Here is a 17,015-nt window from a genome sequence, read left to right as displayed (position 1 = left end):
CCCCCCCCCCCCCCCCCCCCCCCCCCCCCCCCCCCCCCCCCCCCCCCCCCCCCCCCCCCCCCCCCCCCCCCCCCCCCCCCCCCCCCCCCCCCCCGAGGCGCGGGACGGTCAGTGCAGCAGATCCTCGTCGCCGTCCGCCGCCTCGACCTCCTCGCGGGTGATCCCCAGGAGATACAGGACGGTGTCGAGGAACGGGACGTTCACCGCGGTGTGGGCGGCCTTGCGCACCACCGGCTTGGCATTGAATGCCACCCCGAGCCCGGCCGTGTTCAGCATGTCCAGATCGTTGGCGCCGTCGCCGATCGCCACGGTCTGGGACAGCGGCACGCCCGCCTCCGCCGCGAACCGGCGCAGCAGCCGCGCCTTGCCCGCCCGGTCCACGATCTCGCCGGTGACCCGGCCCGTCAGCTTCCCGTCGACGACCTCCAGGGTGTTGGCCGAGGCGAAATCGAGCCCGAGCCGTTCCTTGAGGTCGTCCGTGACCTGCGTGAACCCGCCGGAGACGACACCGACCTGGTAGCCGAGCCGCTTGAGGGTGCGGATGAGCGTGCGGGCGCCGGGCGTCAGCCGTACCTCGGCCCGGACCTTGTCCACCACCGAGACGTCGAGCCCGGCCAGCAGCTCCACCCGCGCGTGCAGCGACTGCTCGAAGTCCAGCTCGCCGCGCATCGCCGCCGCGGTGACCTCGGCGACCTTGTCCTCGCAGCCCGCGTGCGCCGCGAAGAGCTCGATCACCTCGTCCTGGATCAGCGTCGAGTCGACGTCCATGACGACCAGCCGCTGGGCACGGCGGTGCAGACCGGCCGAGACGACGGCGACGTCCACCCCGATGTCGTGCGCCTGGGTGGCCAGCGCCGTCCGTAGCGGCTCGGTCTCGCAGCCCGAGACGGCGAATTCGACGGCCGTCACCGGATACTTCGCCAGCCGGAAGATACGGTCGATGTTGCCGCCGTTCTCGGCGATCCTGGCCGTTATGGCGGCGGTCTGCTCCGCGGTGAGCGGGTGCCCCAGCACGGTGACGTGCGAGCGGCCGACGCCGCGCGGACGGTTGTCACCGGTGCCCGAGATGATCTCCGCCTGGAGCTTCAGCGACTCCGCCCAGCTGTGGACGGTCGCCCGCAGCTCCCCCTGGGAGGCGACGGTCGGCTCGGTGACGAGCGCGCACAGGACGAGGCGGCCGCGGGAGACGACCTGCTCGATGTCCACGACGTCGACGGAGTAGGCGGCGAGGGTGTCGAAGAGCCCGGCGGTGATCCCGGGACGGTCCTTCCCGAAGATCTTGACGAGAAGGGTGGGAACGTCTGAGGTCTGCGATGCGCTCATGGTGCTTCCACCGTATCGGGCACGCGGTGCCACCAGTCACCCTGTCCCGCGTACCGGACACCCGGCCGGGCGGCACCCCTGCCACGGTAGCTCTCCTCGCATGCCTGTGCGGGGTCTTCACACGGCCCGACTTTCGGAGTACGGGCCCGGCCTGAAATAGTTCCCCCCGATGTTCGCCATCCCTAGACTCCCGGCTTCGGGGGTACATCGGGGGACAAGTAGTGGGGCATGGAGTGCCAGAACTCGTACTGGAATTGAACGGAAGGACCTGGACGCTCGATCCGTCCAGGTCATACACCCTGGGACGCGATCCGCAGGGTGACCTGGTGATCGACGACGCCAGGGTCTCGTGGCGACACGCCACCATCAGCTGGGGCGGCCGGAGTTGGGTCATCGAGGACCACGGCTCGACCAACGGCACCTTCGTGCAGGGGCAGCGGATCCACCAGATGGAGATCGGCCCCGGATCCGCGGTGCACCTCGGCAACGCGACCGACGGCCCGCGGCTGAATCTCGCCGCCGGAGCCGCTGGGGCCGCTGCCGCCGCCCCGCAGCAGGCCGCGGCCCACGCCGCGCCCAACGCCCAGCAGGTCGCCGCACAGGCCGACTGGGCCACGCACCAGGCCCCGCCGCAGGACCAGGCCCCGCCGCAGCAGCAGGGCAACTGGCAGCAGCAGGCCCCGCAGCCTCAGCATTCGCACCTCCCGCACCAGCAGGGCGGCCCCGCCGAGCAGTTGGCGCAGAAGGTCCCCGCCCAGGGTGGCGGCGCCGCGGGGGCGCCACCGGTCTACGGCGACCGCAGCCCGACCACGTTCCACCAGCTGGCCCTCGGCCACGTCATGCGCATCGGTCGTGCGCTCGAGAACGAACTGGTCGTCTCCGACCTCCAGGTCTCGCGCCACCACGCCGAGTTCCACGCGACGCCCGACGGCCGCTTCGAGATCCGCGACCTGGGCTCGCACAACGGCACGTACGTCAATGGTCAGCCGATCGCCAAGGGCGGCTCCGTCCTCATCGGCCCCAACGACATCGTGGGTGTCGGCCACTCGACCTTCCGGATGGTCGGCGGCCAGCTCGAGGAGTTCGTCGACACCGGTGAGGTCTCCTTCTCGGCCCGCCACCTCACGGTCACCGTCGACGGCGGCAAGCAGATCCTCAAGGACGTCACCTTCGGCGTCCCCGAGAAGTCGCTCATCGGCGTCATCGGCCCGTCGGGCTCCGGTAAGTCCACGCTGCTCAAGGCGCTCACCGGCTACCGCCCGGCCAACGAGGGCGACGTCCTCTACGACAACCGGAGCCTCTACAAGCAGTTCGCCGAGCTGCGCCAGCGCATCGGTCTGGTCCCGCAGGACGACATCCTGCACAAGGAGCTGACCGTCCAGAAGGCGCTCCGCTACGCGGCCAAGCTCCGCTTCCCCGGCGACACCGCCCCGGCCGAGCGCGAGGCCCGCATCGATGAGGTGCTGCGCGAGCTCAAGCTCGACATCCACAAGGAGAAGAAGGTCACCTCCCTCTCCGGTGGCCAGCGCAAGCGCGTCTCCGTCGCCCTGGAGCTCCTCACCAAGCCGTCGCTGATCTTCCTGGACGAGCCGACCTCCGGCCTCGACCCGGGCATGGACCGCGACGTCATGCAGCTGCTCCGCGGCCTCGCCGACGACGGCCGTACGGTCCTGGTGGTCACGCACTCGGTGGCCGAGCTGGGCCTGTGCGACAAGCTGCTCGTGATGGCGCCCGGCGGGTCGGTGGCCTACTTCGGTCCGCCGGAGGAGGCGCTGAACTTCTTCGGCTACAGCACGTGGGCCGACGTCTTCTCCGCCTTCGAGAACTACCGCGACTACGACTGGGCGGGCCGCTGGAAGGGCTCGCAGCACTACCAGATGTACGCCGCGGACATCGACGCCGTCGCCGCCCAGCCCGTCCAGATGCCGCAGCAGGCGATGGCCAGGCCGCCGAAGCCCCAGGGCTGGGGCTCCCAGCTGTGGACCCTGATCCGCCGCTACTCCTCGGTGATCGCGTCCGACAAGGGCTTCATGGGCCTGATGGTGATCCTGCCGGCCGTCCTCGGCGCGGTCTCGGTCGTCATCCCCGCCGACTTCGGCCTCGGCAAGCCCACCCCGCCCTCCCGCTTCAACGGCGACGCGGGCACGATCATGCTGATCCTCGCGGTCGGCATGTGCTTCTCGGGCGCCGCCAACTCCGTACGAGAGCTGATCAAGGAACGGGTCATCTACGAACGGGAGCGGGCCACCGGCCTGTCCCGCTCGGCGTACCTCATGTCCAAGGTCATCGTCCTCGGTGTGATCACCGCCATCCAGGGCGTGATCATCTGCGGCATCGGCTTCGCCACCCGCGAGCTGCCGGAAGAGGGCCTGGTCATGCCGCCGGCCGTCGAGCTCTGCGTCACGATCATCGCGCTCGGCTTCACGTCGATGATGTTCGGCCTGGTCATCTCCTCGCTGGTGAAGACCGCCGAGAAGACGATGCCGCTGCTCGTGATGTTCGCGATCGTCCAGGTCGTGTTCACCGGCATCCTCTTCCAGGTGTACGGCTCGCCCGGCCTGGAGCAGTTCGCCTGGCTGATGCCCTCGCGCTGGGCCATCGCCGCCGCGGGCTCGACCCTCGACCTCGCGCACCTGATGCCGCCGTGGGACCACAAGGACCCGACCAACCTGGACCCCCTGTGGGACCACACCGTCGGCCAGTGGGGCTTCAACCTCACGATCCTGGTCCTCATCGGCGTCGTCTGCGCCTTCGCCGTGGCGCGCCTGCTGCGCCGCCACGAGCCCGAGGTCATGCGCAAGTGACCGCGGGGCCCTAGCGGGCCACTGCGAGACGCCGAAGGGCGGCACCCCCTGCACGGGGTGCCGCCCTTCGCGTATGTCCTGACAGGCTCAGTACGCGCTGTTGACGTTGTCGATCGAGCCGTAACGGTCGGCCGCGTAGTTGGCGGCGGCGACGATGTTGGCGACCGGGTCGTACTGGTCGAACTTGGTGCCCGGGACGTGGTACGCCTTGAAGGTCGGGTAGATGACCTGGAGCAGGCCCTTCGAGGGCACGCCGTTGATGGCGTTGATGTCCCAGTTGTTGATGGCCCGCGGGTTGCCGCTGGACTCACGCATGATGTTCTTGTGCAGGCCGTTGTACGAGCCCGGGATGTTGTGCTTGTCCATGATGAACAGCGCCTCGCGGATCCAGCCGTCGAGGTTGTTCGCGAAGACCGGCTTGCGGGCGGCGGCACGGCTCGCGGCCGCCTTCGCCTCGGCACGCTTCTTCGCGTCGGCCTTGGCCTTGGCAGCGGCCTTCGCCTGGGCGTCGGCCTTGGCCTTCGCGTCGGCCTTCGCCTTGGCAGCGGCCTTCGCCTGCGCCTCGGCCTTGGCCATCAGGCTGATCGCGTTCTGCTGCTCAGCGAGGCTCGTGTGCAGCGCCTTGGCCTGCGGGCTGTTGGCGTCGTAGGCCAGCGCGACCTGCTGGGTGTTGCTGAGCGCCTGGGGCTCGGTCTCAGCGGCGGCGTTGGCGGGGACCAGGGTGAAACCGAGGGCGACGGCGCCAAGGGCGGCGACACCGGCAAGGGAAGCCTTGTGCTTGTTCTTCAGGCGATAGTGACCGTTCGTGGACATGCAGGACTACCTCTTCGAATAGCAGGGGGTCGCTCAGGCCGGGGCGGCGCTGCGCCCTCTCGGCGGCGACGGCTGCAATTCTTAGCGGCAGCAAAATGCTGTGGCAAAGGTGTGACGTACGATCCCGGGTAGTGGATCAGGGGCCCGTGCACAGGCCACCGAAGCCCCTATGGGACCCGCTTGGGACCCGCTCATACGGACCTCATCAGCCCAATTCGGATCAACTAGGGGTCTTCGTAAGTGACGTGCGTCCTATGCGCGGGCTCACATCGGGCACGTAACGAACTCACCACCCGTTGCTCGAGCAATGCGCTTAGTGAGCGCCCTCCTCCGGGAGGACGAGATGGACGTCGCCGAACTCGTGCCAGAGGTAGAGCTCCCGTACGGCCTCGGTATAGGCACGGTGCAGAGCGGGCCGTCCGGCGATCGCCTCCAGCATCAGCAGATGCGAGGCCTCGGGCTCGTGCAGCCCGGTCAGCAGCCCGTCCACGGCCCGTACCCCGCGCGACCGGGTCACGACCAGATCCGTCCACCCCGCCGCCGCCCGCACCACCCCCCGGTCGTCCGTCGCGGACTCCAGCGCCCGCACCGCCGTCGTCCCCACGGCGATCACCTGGCCCCCGCCCGCCTTCGCCGCGTTCACCAGCCGCGCCGTCGTCGCCGGCACCTCGAACCGCTCCGGATACGGCGGCTCGTGCGCCTCGGCCGACGCCACCCCCGTATGAAGAGTGAGCGGAGCGAACTGGATCCCCCGGCTCACCAGCTCCGCCACCAGCCGGGCCGTGAAGGGCCGGCCCGCGCTCGGCATCTCCGCCGACCCGGCGCCGTCGGGGGAGGGGAGCGCGAAGACCGTCTGATACGCGGAGAGCGGCTGGTCCCGCTCCGTGTAGCCGTACCGGATCGGCCGCCCGTACCGCGCCAGCAGTGCCGGTACGGGCGTGTCCACCCGCGCCCACCACAGCCGCGCCGCTCCGGGGGCGAGGGTCTCTTCCAGGACCAGACCGGCCCCTCCGGGCAGCCGGACCACGGCCCCCGAAGGACCGCCCGCCCGCGGCCGGGTACTCCCCTTGCCGTCCGGCTCCCGCACCTCGACCGCCCAACGGCCGTCGTCCCCGCGCGTCGAGAAGTGCACGACGACCGTCTCCCCGCCGCCGTCCGCACCCAGCCGCCCGGTCACCGCGGCCGGGAGCGTGGCACTCGTGTTCACCACCAGCACGTCCCCGGCCCGCAGCCGCCCCGGAAGGTCCCGGAACGCGTGGTGCGACACCTCCGTCCCCCGCGACACCATCAGCCGTACGTCGTCCCGCCCCCGCCCCGGCCCGCGCTGCTCGGCCGGCACCCGCGCCGACCGCTCCGCGGGTACGCCGAGCGCATCCAGCACGCTCATCGGGCCTCTCCCCTCGACGCCGGCCTCGCACCGTTCGGCCCCTGGGGGCCTCCCGGACGTCGACCGGCTGCGTCGGCCTCCGGCCGCCGGGTGGGGGCCGCGGCATCTCCCCTCGACGCCGGCCTCGCACCGCCCGGCCCCTGGGGGCCTCCCGGACGTCGACCGGCCGCGTCGGCCTCCGGCCGCCGGGTGGGGGCCGGGCTCATCGGACCGCCTCCACCAGGTCCGCCGCCACGTACCGCCCGCTCGCCGGCCTGCGGTCGAGCAGGGCGAGGAACCCCGGCACCACGGACTCGGGCGCCGGCCGCGGATCGTCGTCGCCCGGGACGGCCGCCGCGTACAGATCGGTCGCCATGTCACCCGGATCCACCGCCCACACCCGCAGCCCCGGCTCCTCGACGGCCAGCACCGCCGCCAGCCGGTCGAGCGCCGCCTTCGACGCCCCGTAACCGCCCCACGTCTCGTACGCCTCGGCCGCCGCGTCCGAACTCACCGCGACCACCGTCCCGGCCCCGCTCTCCCTCAGCAGGGGCAGCGCCTCCTGTACGAGACCCAGCGCGGCCACCACGTTCGTCTCCAGCGCCGCCCGCAGACCGTCCAGGGAGAGGGCCTCAAGCCGCACCAGCGGCTCCGCCCCCAGCGCGCTCGCGTTGCTCACCAGCAGATCAAGGCCGCCGAGCTCCCGCGCAGCGGCCACCAGCGCCCGGCGGTGCCCCGCGTCCGTCACATCCCCCGGCAGCGCCACGACCCGCGCCCCACGCGCGCGTGCCGCCTCCGCACTCTCCTGGAGCACATCCCGCGTCCGCGCATCGAGCACCAGATCCCAGCCCCGCCCGGCCAGCGCCCCGGCCAGCGCACGGCCAAGACCCTTCGACGCCCCCGTGATGATCGCGACAGCCATGACACCCATCCCCTCTCCTGCCGATGGATCTCTCCCACCGATGGATCCAGCCTCCGGCCACCGCCCCGCCCGCCGCCTCGTCCGCAGGCCCCGACCCCACAAGGCACTTCGGCCTAGTCCCGCGGTCCTAGGCGACCGCCGTCCCCGGACGGATACGGACTGTCACAGCCCACCGGTACGGTGAAGTCATGAGTCACCGACCGAGCTCCGGCCTCGCCGCCGTGAGCACCGCGCTCCTCGCGATGAGCCGCCACCTGGAGGTGCGCGACGTCCTGAAGACGATCGTGGCCTCCGCCCGTGAGCTGCTCGACGCCGAGTACGCGGCGCTGGGCGTCCCGGACGACCACGGTGGCTTCGCCCAGTTCGTCGTCGACGGCGTCAGCGACGAGCAGTGGCGGGCGATCGGCCCGCTGCCCCGCCAGCACGGCATCCTCGCGGCCATGCTCCACAAGGCCGAGCCCGAGCGCCTCGCCGACGTCCGCAAGGACCCCCGCTTCGAGGGCTGGCCCGCCGCCCACCCGGAGCTCGCCGACTTCCTGGGCCTGCCCATCCAGGACGGCGAGGAGACCATCGGTGCCCTCTTCCTCGCCAACAAGCGCTGCCCCAAGCCGGACGGCGGCTGCGGCTTCACCGCGGAGGACGAGGAGCTGCTCTCGATCCTCGCCCAGCACGCCGCCATCGCCCTGACGAACGCCCGGCTCTACGAGCGCAGCCGGGAGCTCACCATCGCCGAGGAGCGCTCGCGCCTCGCCCACGAGCTGCACGACGCCGTCAGCCAGAAGCTCTTCTCCCTCCGGCTCACCGCCCAGGCCGCGGCGGCCCTCGTGGACCGCGACCCGGCCCGGGCCAAGGGCGAGCTCCAGCAGGTCGCCGCGCTCGCCGCCGAGGCCGCGGACGAGCTGCGCGCCGCGGTCGTCGAGCTCCGCCCCGCGGCGCTGGACGAGGACGGCCTGGTCCACACCCTCCGTACGCAGATCCAGGTCCTGGACCGGGCCCACACCGCCCGGGTCACCTTCGACAGCTCCGGGGTGCGCGCGCTGCCCGCCGCCCAGGAGGAGGCCATGCTCCGGGTCGCCCAGGAGGCCCTGCACAACGCGCTGCGGCACGCGGAGCCGGAGCGGGTCGCCGTCTCCCTGGTCCGCCACGGCCAGGGCGCGCTGCTCACCGTCACCGACGACGGCAAGGGGTTCGACCCCCGTACGGTCCGCCGGGCCGGCCGGCACCTCGGCCTTGTCTCCATGCGGGACCGGGCGGGCGGAGTCGGCGGCACGCTGACCGTGACATCGGCCCCGGGCCGAGGCACCACGATCGAGATGGAGGTTCCCGGTGGCTGACAAGGTGATCCGGGTGCTGCTGGTCGACGACCACCAGGTGGTCCGGCGCGGCCTGCGCACGTTCCTGGAGGTCCAGGACGACATAGAGGTCGTGGGGGAGGCCTCCGACGGCGCCGAGGGCGTCGCGCGGGCGGAGGAGCTGCGGCCCGACGTGGTCCTGATGGACGTCAAGATGCCCGGCATGGACGGCATCGAGGCGCTGCGGAAGCTGCGCGAGCTGGCGAACCCGGCGAAGGTGCTGATCGTCACGAGCTTCACCGAGCAGCGCACGGTCGTCCCCGCCCTGCGCGCCGGCGCGTCGGGATACGTCTACAAGGACGTGGACCCGGACGCCCTGGCCGGCGCCATCCGCTCCGTACACGCCGGGCATGTGCTGCTCCAGCCCGAGGTGGCCGGGGCGCTGCTCTCCCAGGAGGAGGGCCACGGCGGTACGGGGCGCGGGACGACGCTCACGGAGCGGGAGCAGGAGGTGCTCGGCCTGATCGCCGACGGCCGGTCGAACCGGGAGATCGCCCGGGCGCTCGTCCTCTCGGAGAAGACGGTCAAGACGCACGTCTCGAACATCCTGATGAAGCTCGATCTCGCGGACCGGACGCAGGCGGCGCTGTGGGCGGTGCGGCACGGTGTGACCTCGTGAGACGGGTGAGGCGGAAGGGGCACCTCCGTTCTCATCTTCATACCGTCGGGTGGATGTCCCCCATTCGGCGCAACCCGGCGGGGGTGCGGGCGTTCTTCAGGGCGTGCTGCGGCGGCCGGCCGCAGCGAAGACCAGGAGGATCCTGAAGTGAACAACCTCAAGAAGGCCGCTGCTCTCACCCTCGTCGCGGGCGGCATCGTCGCCGCCGGTGCGGGTGTCGCCTCCGCCCACGGCGCGGAGGCGAACGGCAAGGCCATCGGTTCGCCGGGCGTCGCGTCCGGCAACCTCGTGCAGGCCCCGGTGCACGTCCCCGTGAACGCCTCCGGCAACACGGTCAACGTGATCGGCCTGCTCAACCCGGCCTTCGGAAACGACGCCGTCAACCACTGACGTCCCCGAACCCAGCCCGGCCCCGGACGATCCCCCCGGCGGCCGGGCTGCTCCATGCCCGAACCCCGTGCGCGCCGCCACAGAAGGTCACCGCTCCCGCTCGCGTTCCTCCACGTACGCGTTGTACGCCGCGACCTGGGCCCGTCGGGCCACCCGCTCCACCGGCCGCAGCGCCGCACCCCTCGCTGCCATTTCCGAGGCGCTCACCGCGCCCCCGTGGCCGTGGTCGTACGCCAGGTCGATCAGCAGCCCCACCCGCTGGGCCAGCTCGAGCACCCGTACCGCACGGGCCGGATAGCCCGGGGCCAGGACCTCGCGGCCCGCCTCCGCCCGCGCCCGGTACGCGTCGCGCGCCGCGTCCGCCACCGGGCCCGAGGCCGCCACGTCCAGCTTCGTCAGCACCGCCGTCGCCTCGCGCAGCGCCTCCGCCAGCTCCCGCTCCGCCTCACCGAGCGACGGCACGTCCGCGGGCGGGGCATCCCGCACGGTCAGGCAGTGCCAGACCACCTCCACATGCACGTCACCCGCGGGACCCGCCTCCGTGACCTCCGGCACCAGGCCGTACGGAGCGCCGAAACCGACCACCGCCTCCTCCGCCTCCAGCGCCCGCGCGTTGAAGTCGGGCGGCCCGCTCAGCCCCAGCGGATGCCCCGGCGCCGGCAGCGCCACCCGCCACCCGGTCACCCCGAGCCGCCGCAGCCGGCCGAGCGCCAGGGTCAGTCCGACCTGCCTCGCCTCGCCCGGCAGCCCCTCCACGCGGTGCACCGCGTCGTCCCCGACAATCGCCAGTGCCGCATCGTCCGGCGATACCGACCCGGCCAACAGGGCATTGCCCCAAGCGGCCAGCCGTCCTGAGCGTGGTTCCGAAAGCATGCCCCAAGACTAGGGGGCGGCCCTAAGGACCGGCCCGCCGCGGCGGTGGCGTAGGTTTTCCCTGGACGCCGCGCCCACAGGCGCAAAGGCGACGACCCGACTCGACCGCAAGGGGAGACAACGCGCTCATGAGCGATGTACTGGAGCTGGTGGACGTATCCGTGGTCCGCGACGGACGGGCTCTGGTGGACGATGTCTCCTGGTCGGTCAAGGAGGGCGAGCGTTGGGTCATCCTCGGCCCCAACGGCGCCGGCAAGACCACCCTCCTCAACATCGCCTCCAGCTACCTCTTCCCCACCACCGGCACGGCCAAGGTCCTGGACGAGCAGCTCGGCAAGGTCGACGTCTTCGACCTCCGCCCGCGCATCGGCATGGCCGGCATCGCCATGGCCGAGAAGCTCCCCAAGAAGCAGACCGTCCTCCAGACCGTCCTCACCGCCGCGTACGGCATGACCGCCACCTGGCACGAGGACTACGACGCCGTCGACGAGCAGCGCGCCCGCGCCTTCCTCGACCGCCTCGGCATGACCGAGTACCTGGACCGGAAGTTCGGCACCCTCTCCGAGGGCGAGCGCAAGCGCACCCTCATCGCCCGCGCGATGATGACCGACCCCGAGCTCCTCCTCCTCGACGAGCCCGCCGCCGGTCTCGACCTCGGCGGCCGCGAGGACCTGGTCCGCCGCCTCGGCCGCCTCGCCCGCGACCCGTACGCGCCCTCCATGATCATGGTCACCCACCATGTCGAGGAGATCGCGCCCGGTTTCACCCACGTCCTGATGATTCGTCAGGGCAAGGTGCTCGCCGCCGGCCCGATGGAGACCGAGCTCACCTCCCGCAACCTCTCCCTCTGCTTCGGCCTCCCGCTCGTCGTGGAGCGCAACGGCGAGCGCTACACCGCCCAGGGCCTTCCGCTGAAGTGACGTACGGGCGCCGAGACCGCACAGCTCCGCGCCCTGTCCGACTTCTCCGCACCGCCCTACCATGACCCCGTGGACATCGACGCATGGGTCTGGTGGCTGATCGGCGCCGTGGGGCTGGGGATTCCGCTCGTCCTCACCGCGATGCCCGAATTCGGCATGTTCTCCGTCGGCGCGATAGCCGGAGCCGTGACCGCGGCTCTCGGCTTCGGCATCGTCGCGCAGGTGGTCGTCTTCGTGGTCGTCTCCGTCGCGCTCCTCGCGGTGGTCCGCCCCATCGCGGCCCGGCACCGCAACGGGCCACCCCAACACGCCTCCGGCATCGACGCGCTGAAGGGCCGTCAGGCCGTCGTCCTCGAACGCGTCGACGGCAACGGCGGCCGCATCAAGCTCGCCGGCGAGGTCTGGTCCGCCCGCACGCTCGACTCCGGACTGGCCTTCGAACCGGGCGATCAGGTCGACGTCGTCGAGATCGACGGGGCGACCGCCGTGGTCATGTGACCGAACCGCTTGACCGAACGCCCCACACGACGGCCCGCGTTCTGGGAAACTCGATCATCGGAATCAACCCGGCACATCCGGCAGAGAACCGGCAGCGAAGGGCACAGGGAACACGATGTCAGCAGTCATCATCGTCCTGATCATTCTGGTGGTGCTTGTCTTCATCGCCCTGATCAAGACGATCCAGGTCATCCCGCAGGCGAGCGCCGCGATCGTCGAGCGGTTCGGCCGCTACACCCGCACGCTCAACGCCGGCCTGAACATCGTCGTCCCGTTCATCGACTCGATCCGCAACCGGATCGACCTCCGCGAGCAGGTCGTCCCGTTCCCGCCGCAGCCGGTGATCACCCAGGACAACCTCGTCGTCAACATCGACACCGTCATCTACTACCAGGTGACCGACGCCCGCGCCGCGACCTACGAGGTCGCCAGCTACATCCAGGCCATCGAACAGCTCACCGTCACCACCCTCCGCAACATCATCGGCGGCATGGACCTGGAGCGGACCCTCACCTCCCGCGAGGAGATCAACGCCGCCCTGCGCGGCGTCCTCGACGAGGCCACCGGCAAGTGGGGCATCCGCGTCAACCGCGTCGAGCTCAAGGCGATCGAGCCGCCGACCTCCATCCAGGACTCGATGGAGAAGCAGATGCGCGCCGACCGCGACAAGCGCGCCGCGATCCTCACCGCCGAGGGCATCCGTCAGTCGCAGATCCTGACCGCCGAGGGCGAGAAGCAGTCCGCGATCCTGCGCGCCGAGGGTGAGGCCAAGGCCGCCGCCCTCCGCGCCGAGGGCGAGGCCCAGGCCGTCCGTACGGTCTTCGAGGCCATCCACGCCGGCGACCCGGACCAGAAGCTCCTCTCGTACCAGTACCTCCAGATGCTCCCGAAGATCGCCGAGGGCGACGCCAACAAGCTCTGGATCGTCCCCAGCGAGATCGGCGACGCCCTCAAGGGCCTGTCCGGCGCCTTCGGCAACCTCGGCGGCGGCACGCCCGGCTTCAACACCGGAGCCGTGCCCGGCAGCCGTACCGGCAGCGAGACCGAGCGTCGCGAAGCGCCCCCGGTCGACTGACACGTACACGCAGTCGTGCATGATCGGTGCGAGCCCCTCGACCCCGACGGACGTCAGGGCGGGGAGGCGAACCACTGATCCTGTGAGGAGATGGCGTTGTCCATCTGGGAAGTACTGGCGGTCTTCGCGGCCGGCGTCGGAGCCGGCACCATCAACACCATCGTCGGATCGGGAACACTCATCACGTTCCCGGTCCTCCTCCTCACCGGACTCCCTCCCGTCACGGCCACCGTCTCCAACGCCCTCGGCCTCATCCCCGGCTCCATCAGCGGAGCCATCGGCTACCGCGAGGAACTCAAGGGCCAGCGCCGCCGCATCCTGCGCCTCGGCACCGTCGCCGCCATCGGCGGACTCGGCGGAGCCGTACTCCTGCTGACGCTCCCGCCCCGGGCGTTCGAGACCATCGTCCCCGTCCTCGTCGCCCTCGCGCTGGTCCTCGTCATCCTCCAGCCCCGGCTCTCCAAGGCCGTACAGGCCCGCCGCGAACGCAACGGCAGCCACGGAGACCCCGACGGCGGCCCGCTCCTGCTGACCGGACTGCTCCTCGCCAGCGTCTACGGCGGCTACTTCACCGCGGCCCAGGGGATCATCTACCTCTCCCTCATGGGCATGCTCATCGCCGACACCCTCCAGCGCCTCAACGCCGTCAAGAACGTCCTCGCCGCGATCGTCAACAGCATCGCCGCGCTCTTCTTCCTCTTCGTCGCCGACTCCGACTGGACCGCCGTTCTCCTCATCGCCGTCGGCTCGGCCATCGGCGGACAGATCGGCGCCAAGGTCGGCCGCCGCCTCCCGCCCGCCGTGCTGCGCGGTGTCATCGTCGCCGTCGGCACGGTCGCCATCGTCCAGCTGCTGCTCCGCTGAACGACCCGGGCCCGCACCCCGACGAGGGGAGCGGGCCCGCACAACCACGGACGTACGTACCGGATCAGGCCGCCGAACCGGCCAGCCACTGCGGCAGCTCCGACCGCTCACCGGCCCGCATCGCCAGCAGCATCGCGTCCGCCGGCGTCGGTACGAACGGCTCGTGCAGCAGCGGCATCCCCGCCTGCTCCGGCGTCCGGTCCGCTTTGCGGTGATTGTCCTCGGCGCAGGACGCCACCGTGTTCAGCCAGCTGTCCCCACCACCCTGCGCCCGCGGCACCACATGGTCCACGGTCGTCGCCCGCCGCCCGCAGTACGCGCACCGGTGCTGGTCCCTGACCAGCACACCCCGCCTCGACCACGGAGCCTGTCTTCGGAACGGCACCCGGACATAGCGGCACAGCCTGATCACCCGCGGCACCGGAATATCGACGGCGGCGGCACGCATACGCAGCTCGGGATGCTCCTGCTCCACGACGGCCTTGTCCTGGAGGACAAGCACCACCGCACGGTTGAGTGTGACCGTCGACAGCGGCTCGAAGCTCGCGTTCAGTACCAGCGTGTCCCGCATTGTGCCCACCTCCCGTGTGCCGGCCCAGCCCCGCTGCGGGGCTCCGGGCTTGGATCAACTGTGGCCGGGCGCGCCGGGTTGGACAACGCAATATCTGCGAAACGAAAGATGCCCGCTTCTGATCTCTCCAAGACCAGAAGCGGGCAAACAACAAGCGAACGCTCAGCTCTGCGCGGGGTTCTCGTACTCGCCGATCAGCTGGGCACGCCCCAGCGCGTGGAAACGCAGATGGAATCCGACCACCGCGGGCGAGGCGTCGGCATCCGGACCGAGCCTCTCCCGGTCCACCGCGTACACGGTGAAGACATACCGGTGCGGACCGTCGCCCGCCGGGGGAGCGGCACCGCCGAAGTCCCGGGACCCGAAGTCGTTACGGACGTGCACGGCACCCGCCGGCAGCCCCTCGAACGACCCCGAACCCGCGCCCGCCGGCAGCTCGGTGACCGACGCCGGGATGTCGAACAGCACCCAGTGCCAGAAACCGCTGCCCGTCGGCGCGTCCGGATCGAAGCAGGTGACGGCGAAGCTCTTCGTCTCCGCCGGAAAACCCTCCCAGCGAAGCTGGGGCGAGGTGTTCCCCGCCTCATACACCTGGGCGTCCTTCAGCACTCCGCCCGGCACGATGTCGTCGCTCACCACGGTGAACGCCGGCACCGGCGGATGGAAGTCGTGAGGGAGCGGCGCCCTCTTCCCCTCGGCCACGTCCGTACCTCCGTATCGCCTGTCCTGCTGTACGGGGGCGAGCCTAGAGCCAGTTGCGCTTGCCACCGACGTCCGCGAGCCACTGGTTGAGATAAGCGGCCCAGTCGGTCGTGTGGAAGTCGGTCAGCCCCACCTTGAAGGCACGGAACGAGTCGCTGCCCTCGCTGAAGAGCCCCGGCTTCTTGTCCATCTCCAGGACGACGTCCATCTCACGGTCGTCCGCGACGAAGCTGATCTCGACCTGGTTCAGACCGCGGTACTGCTGCGGCGGGAAGAACTCGATCTCCTGGTAGAAGGGCAGCTTCTGGCGCGTCCCCCGGATGTGCCCGCGCTCCATGTCCGCGTTCTTGAAGCGGAAGCCGAGCTGGAGGAAGGCGTCCAGGATGGCCTGCTGCGCCGGCAGCGGGTGCACGTTGATCGGGTCCAGGTCGCCGGAGTCCACCGCACGGGCGATCTCCAGCTCCGTGGTCACACCGATGTTCATCCCCCGCAGCTGCTGCCCCGCGATGGCCGTGACCGGCGTCTCCCAGGGGATCTCCAGACCGAACGGCACGACGTGCACCGCACCGGCCTGAACCGTGAAGGCACCGCCGAGCCGGACCTTCACGAACTCGATGTCCTGCTTGACCTCCTGGTCGCCGCCCTCGACCTCGACGCGGGCCTGCAGCCCCACGGACAGGCCCTCGATCTGCTGGTCGACCGAACCGCCCTGGATCCGCACCTCGCCCTGGACGACGCCACCGGGGACGACGTTCTCCTCGGTGAGGACCGTCTCCACGGACGCGCCGCCGGCACCCAGGCTCGCGAGCAGCTTCTTGAACCCCATGTCCACTCTCCTTCTTGTTCCTGACCCCTACATACGCGCGACGACCGTAGCCGGTTCCCCAGTACGCTCGGGCGCCATGAGCGAGAGCCCCGACCGTACGCCGCTCCCGCGGGCCTTCTTCGACCGACCCGTCCTGGAGGTCGCCCCCGATCTGTTGGGCTGCACTCTCGTACGGAACTCGAAGGCGGGCCGCATTGAACTCCGCCTCACGGAGGTGGAGGCGTACGCCGGCGCGATCGACCCCGGCTCCCACGCCTTCCGCGGCCGCACCGCGCGCAACGCGGTCATGTTCGGCCCGCCCGGACACGCGTACGTCTACTTCACCTACGGCATGTGGCACTGCCTCAACCTGGTGTGCGGCCCCGAGGGCCACGCGAGCGGAGTCCTGCTGCGGGCGGGACAGATCCTGGTCGGCGCGGAGCAGGCCCGCACCCGTCGACTCTCGGCCCGATACGACAGCGAACTGGCCAAGGGCCCGGCCCGCCTGGCCACCGCCCTCGACGTGTCCCTCTCCTTGAACGGCACCGACACCTGCGCCGGCCCGGACGCACCCCTCACCTTGTTGAGGGGCACCCCACCCCCGCCTGACCAGGTACGCAGCGGCCCCCGCACCGGGGTGGGCGGCGAGGGCGCCCCCCACCCCTGGCGCTTCTGGATCGACGACGACCCGACGGTGAGCCCGTACCGCGCGCACGCGCCCCGCAAGAGGACCTCTTGACGAGACTTGACCTGGGTGCTGGGGACGCCTAATGTAGTCCGAGCCGCAAGAGCCGGGCAGTACCTGAAAAGGCACCTCGGAGCGGCCATCCACTACCTACGACGAACCCCCAGAGGGTGCGAGTTTCGGCGTGCCGAAATTTGATCCGAATGGCTCGATTATGAGTCGCCGGGGAATTCGGCTAAAGTAGTGAACACGCCGACCGGGACCGAAAAGGAACCGGAAAGCACCGAGGAAATCGGATCGGAAAGATCTGATAGAGTCGGAAACGCAAGACCGAAGGGAAAGCCCGGAGGAAAGCCCGAGAGGGTGAGTACGAAGGAAGCGTCCGTTCCTTGAGAACTCAACAGCGTGCCAAAAATCAACGCCAGATTAGTTG

Annotated in this window: 18 protein-coding genes; 9 read left to right on the top strand and 9 right to left on the bottom strand. The window is 70.8% G+C overall.

Annotated elements, in window-relative coordinates; genetic code table 11:
- Nucleotides 1-108: 108 nt before the first annotated feature.
- A complete protein-coding gene (gene serB, locus ACZ4VI_RS34315) occupies nucleotides 109-1,323 on the bottom strand; it encodes a phosphoserine phosphatase SerB (RefSeq protein WP_468005763.1) in 1,215 nt (404 codons plus the stop codon).
- Between the two features lie 221 nt (nucleotides 1,324-1,544).
- Here serB and ACZ4VI_RS34310 point away from each other — a divergent pair, with 221 nt between their 5' ends.
- The gene (locus ACZ4VI_RS34310) at nucleotides 1,545-4,127 is read left to right on the top strand and encodes an ABC transporter ATP-binding protein/permease (protein ID WP_468005761.1); all 2,583 of its coding nucleotides are present in this window, start codon (nucleotides 1,545-1,547) and stop codon (nucleotides 4,125-4,127) included.
- Between the two features lie 87 nt (nucleotides 4,128-4,214).
- On the opposite strand, the gene ACZ4VI_RS34305 is transcribed toward ACZ4VI_RS34310, so the two are convergent.
- The 3 genes from ACZ4VI_RS34305 to ACZ4VI_RS34295 form a co-directional block, all read right to left on the bottom strand.
- Complete coding sequence (locus tag ACZ4VI_RS34305; protein WP_468005759.1) at nucleotides 4,215-4,940, bottom strand: transglycosylase SLT domain-containing protein; 726 nt, start codon at nucleotides 4,938-4,940, stop codon at nucleotides 4,215-4,217.
- Nucleotides 4,941-5,253: 313 nt separating this feature from the next.
- Nucleotides 5,254-6,327, bottom strand: a complete 1,074-nt coding sequence (locus tag ACZ4VI_RS34300) for an S-adenosylmethionine:tRNA ribosyltransferase-isomerase (RefSeq protein ID WP_468005757.1) — start codon at nucleotides 6,325-6,327, stop codon at nucleotides 5,254-5,256.
- Between the two features lie 202 nt (nucleotides 6,328-6,529).
- Nucleotides 6,530-7,228 carry an SDR family NAD(P)-dependent oxidoreductase gene (locus tag ACZ4VI_RS34295; protein WP_468005755.1) on the bottom strand — a complete coding sequence of 233 codons (699 nt, stop codon included), beginning with the start codon at nucleotides 7,226-7,228 and terminating at the stop codon, nucleotides 6,530-6,532.
- A 188-nt stretch (nucleotides 7,229-7,416) separates the two neighbouring features.
- On the opposite strand from ACZ4VI_RS34295, the gene ACZ4VI_RS34290 reads away from it, so the two are divergent.
- The 3 genes from ACZ4VI_RS34290 to ACZ4VI_RS34280 all read left to right on the top strand — a co-directional run bounded on the left by ACZ4VI_RS34290 (nucleotide 7,417) and on the right by ACZ4VI_RS34280 (nucleotide 9,589).
- Complete coding sequence (locus tag ACZ4VI_RS34290; RefSeq protein ID WP_468005753.1) at nucleotides 7,417-8,562, top strand: GAF domain-containing sensor histidine kinase; 1,146 nt, start codon at nucleotides 7,417-7,419, stop codon at nucleotides 8,560-8,562.
- Nucleotides 8,555-9,199: a response regulator gene (locus ACZ4VI_RS34285; RefSeq protein WP_468005752.1), complete on the top strand. Its 645-nt coding sequence runs from the start codon at nucleotides 8,555-8,557 to the stop codon at nucleotides 9,197-9,199. Before ACZ4VI_RS34290 ends, ACZ4VI_RS34285 begins: the two co-directional genes overlap by 8 nt.
- A gap of 147 nt (nucleotides 9,200-9,346) precedes the next feature.
- Complete coding sequence (locus ACZ4VI_RS34280) at nucleotides 9,347-9,589, top strand: chaplin (RefSeq protein ID WP_468005750.1); 243 nt, start codon at nucleotides 9,347-9,349, stop codon at nucleotides 9,587-9,589.
- A gap of 87 nt (nucleotides 9,590-9,676) precedes the next feature.
- On the opposite strand, the gene ACZ4VI_RS34275 is transcribed toward ACZ4VI_RS34280, so the two are convergent.
- Entirely contained in the window at nucleotides 9,677-10,462 is a 786-nt protein-coding gene (locus ACZ4VI_RS34275; RefSeq protein WP_468005748.1) for a hypothetical protein, read from the bottom strand.
- A 128-nt stretch (nucleotides 10,463-10,590) separates the two neighbouring features.
- Between ACZ4VI_RS34275 and ACZ4VI_RS34270 the strand changes: the two genes are divergently transcribed.
- From ACZ4VI_RS34270 to ACZ4VI_RS34255, 4 genes are all read left to right on the top strand, one after another.
- A complete protein-coding gene (locus tag ACZ4VI_RS34270; protein WP_468005746.1) occupies nucleotides 10,591-11,382 on the top strand; it encodes an ABC transporter ATP-binding protein in 792 nt (263 codons plus the stop codon).
- A gap of 69 nt (nucleotides 11,383-11,451) precedes the next feature.
- The gene (locus ACZ4VI_RS34265) at nucleotides 11,452-11,880 is read left to right on the top strand and encodes an NfeD family protein (RefSeq protein ID WP_468005744.1); all 429 of its coding nucleotides are present in this window, start codon (nucleotides 11,452-11,454) and stop codon (nucleotides 11,878-11,880) included.
- 115 nt (nucleotides 11,881-11,995) lie between these two features.
- Entirely contained in the window at nucleotides 11,996-12,955 is a 960-nt protein-coding gene (locus ACZ4VI_RS34260; protein WP_468005742.1) for an SPFH domain-containing protein, read from the top strand.
- A gap of 90 nt (nucleotides 12,956-13,045) precedes the next feature.
- On the top strand, nucleotides 13,046-13,819 hold the full coding sequence (locus ACZ4VI_RS34255; RefSeq protein ID WP_468005740.1) for a sulfite exporter TauE/SafE family protein: 774 nt from the start codon (nucleotides 13,046-13,048) through the stop codon (nucleotides 13,817-13,819).
- A gap of 64 nt (nucleotides 13,820-13,883) precedes the next feature.
- Here the strand turns inward: ACZ4VI_RS34255 and ACZ4VI_RS34250 are convergent, their stop codons facing one another.
- The 3 genes from ACZ4VI_RS34250 to ACZ4VI_RS34240 all read right to left on the bottom strand — a co-directional run bounded on the left by ACZ4VI_RS34250 (nucleotide 13,884) and on the right by ACZ4VI_RS34240 (nucleotide 15,918).
- Complete coding sequence (locus tag ACZ4VI_RS34250) at nucleotides 13,884-14,390, bottom strand: HNH endonuclease (protein WP_361668823.1); 507 nt, start codon at nucleotides 14,388-14,390, stop codon at nucleotides 13,884-13,886.
- Between the two features lie 162 nt (nucleotides 14,391-14,552).
- Nucleotides 14,553-15,092 (bottom strand): YbhB/YbcL family Raf kinase inhibitor-like protein, encoded by a 540-nt coding sequence (locus ACZ4VI_RS34245; RefSeq protein ID WP_468005739.1) that lies wholly within the window; start codon nucleotides 15,090-15,092, stop codon nucleotides 14,553-14,555.
- A 43-nt stretch (nucleotides 15,093-15,135) separates the two neighbouring features.
- Nucleotides 15,136-15,918 (bottom strand): sporulation protein, encoded by a 783-nt coding sequence (locus ACZ4VI_RS34240; RefSeq protein WP_468005737.1) that lies wholly within the window; start codon nucleotides 15,916-15,918, stop codon nucleotides 15,136-15,138.
- Between the two features lie 76 nt (nucleotides 15,919-15,994).
- On the opposite strand from ACZ4VI_RS34240, the gene ACZ4VI_RS34235 reads away from it, so the two are divergent.
- Complete coding sequence (locus ACZ4VI_RS34235) at nucleotides 15,995-16,636, top strand: DNA-3-methyladenine glycosylase (protein WP_468005735.1); 642 nt, start codon at nucleotides 15,995-15,997, stop codon at nucleotides 16,634-16,636.
- Between the two features lie 158 nt (nucleotides 16,637-16,794).
- On the opposite strand, the gene ACZ4VI_RS34230 is transcribed toward ACZ4VI_RS34235, so the two are convergent.
- Nucleotides 16,795-17,015, bottom strand: a 221-nt coding sequence (locus ACZ4VI_RS34230) for a hypothetical protein (RefSeq protein ID WP_468005733.1), incomplete at its 5' end; no start/stop codon positions are given.

Source organism: Streptomyces sp. NPDC029169 (genome assembly GCF_055563935.1).
This window is presented reverse-complemented; position numbering and strand designations above follow the sequence as displayed.

Coding starts and splice junctions, on each gene's coding strand:
- serB (WP_468005763.1), bottom strand. CDS start 1,323: ATGAGCGCATCGCAGACCTCAGACGTTCCCACCCTTCTCGTCAAGATC.
- ACZ4VI_RS34305 (WP_468005759.1), bottom strand. CDS start 4,940: ATGTCCACGAACGGTCACTATCGCCTGAAGAACAAGCACAAGGCTTCC.
- ACZ4VI_RS34300 (WP_468005757.1), bottom strand. CDS start 6,327: ATGAGCGTGCTGGATGCGCTCGGCGTACCCGCGGAGCGGTCGGCGCGG.
- ACZ4VI_RS34295 (WP_468005755.1), bottom strand. CDS start 7,228: ATGGCTGTCGCGATCATCACGGGGGCGTCGAAGGGTCTTGGCCGTGCG.
- ACZ4VI_RS34290 (WP_468005753.1), top strand. CDS start 7,417: ATGAGTCACCGACCGAGCTCCGGCCTCGCCGCCGTGAGCACCGCGCTC.
- ACZ4VI_RS34275 (WP_468005748.1), bottom strand. CDS start 10,462: ATGCTTTCGGAACCACGCTCAGGACGGCTGGCCGCTTGGGGCAATGCC.
- ACZ4VI_RS34270 (WP_468005746.1), top strand. CDS start 10,591: ATGAGCGATGTACTGGAGCTGGTGGACGTATCCGTGGTCCGCGACGGA.
- ACZ4VI_RS34260 (WP_468005742.1), top strand. CDS start 11,996: ATGTCAGCAGTCATCATCGTCCTGATCATTCTGGTGGTGCTTGTCTTC.
- ACZ4VI_RS34255 (WP_468005740.1), top strand. CDS start 13,046: ATGGCGTTGTCCATCTGGGAAGTACTGGCGGTCTTCGCGGCCGGCGTC.
- ACZ4VI_RS34250 (WP_361668823.1), bottom strand. CDS start 14,390: ATGCGGGACACGCTGGTACTGAACGCGAGCTTCGAGCCGCTGTCGACG.
- ACZ4VI_RS34240 (WP_468005737.1), bottom strand. CDS start 15,918: ATGGGGTTCAAGAAGCTGCTCGCGAGCCTGGGTGCCGGCGGCGCGTCC.
- ACZ4VI_RS34235 (WP_468005735.1), top strand. CDS start 15,995: ATGAGCGAGAGCCCCGACCGTACGCCGCTCCCGCGGGCCTTCTTCGAC.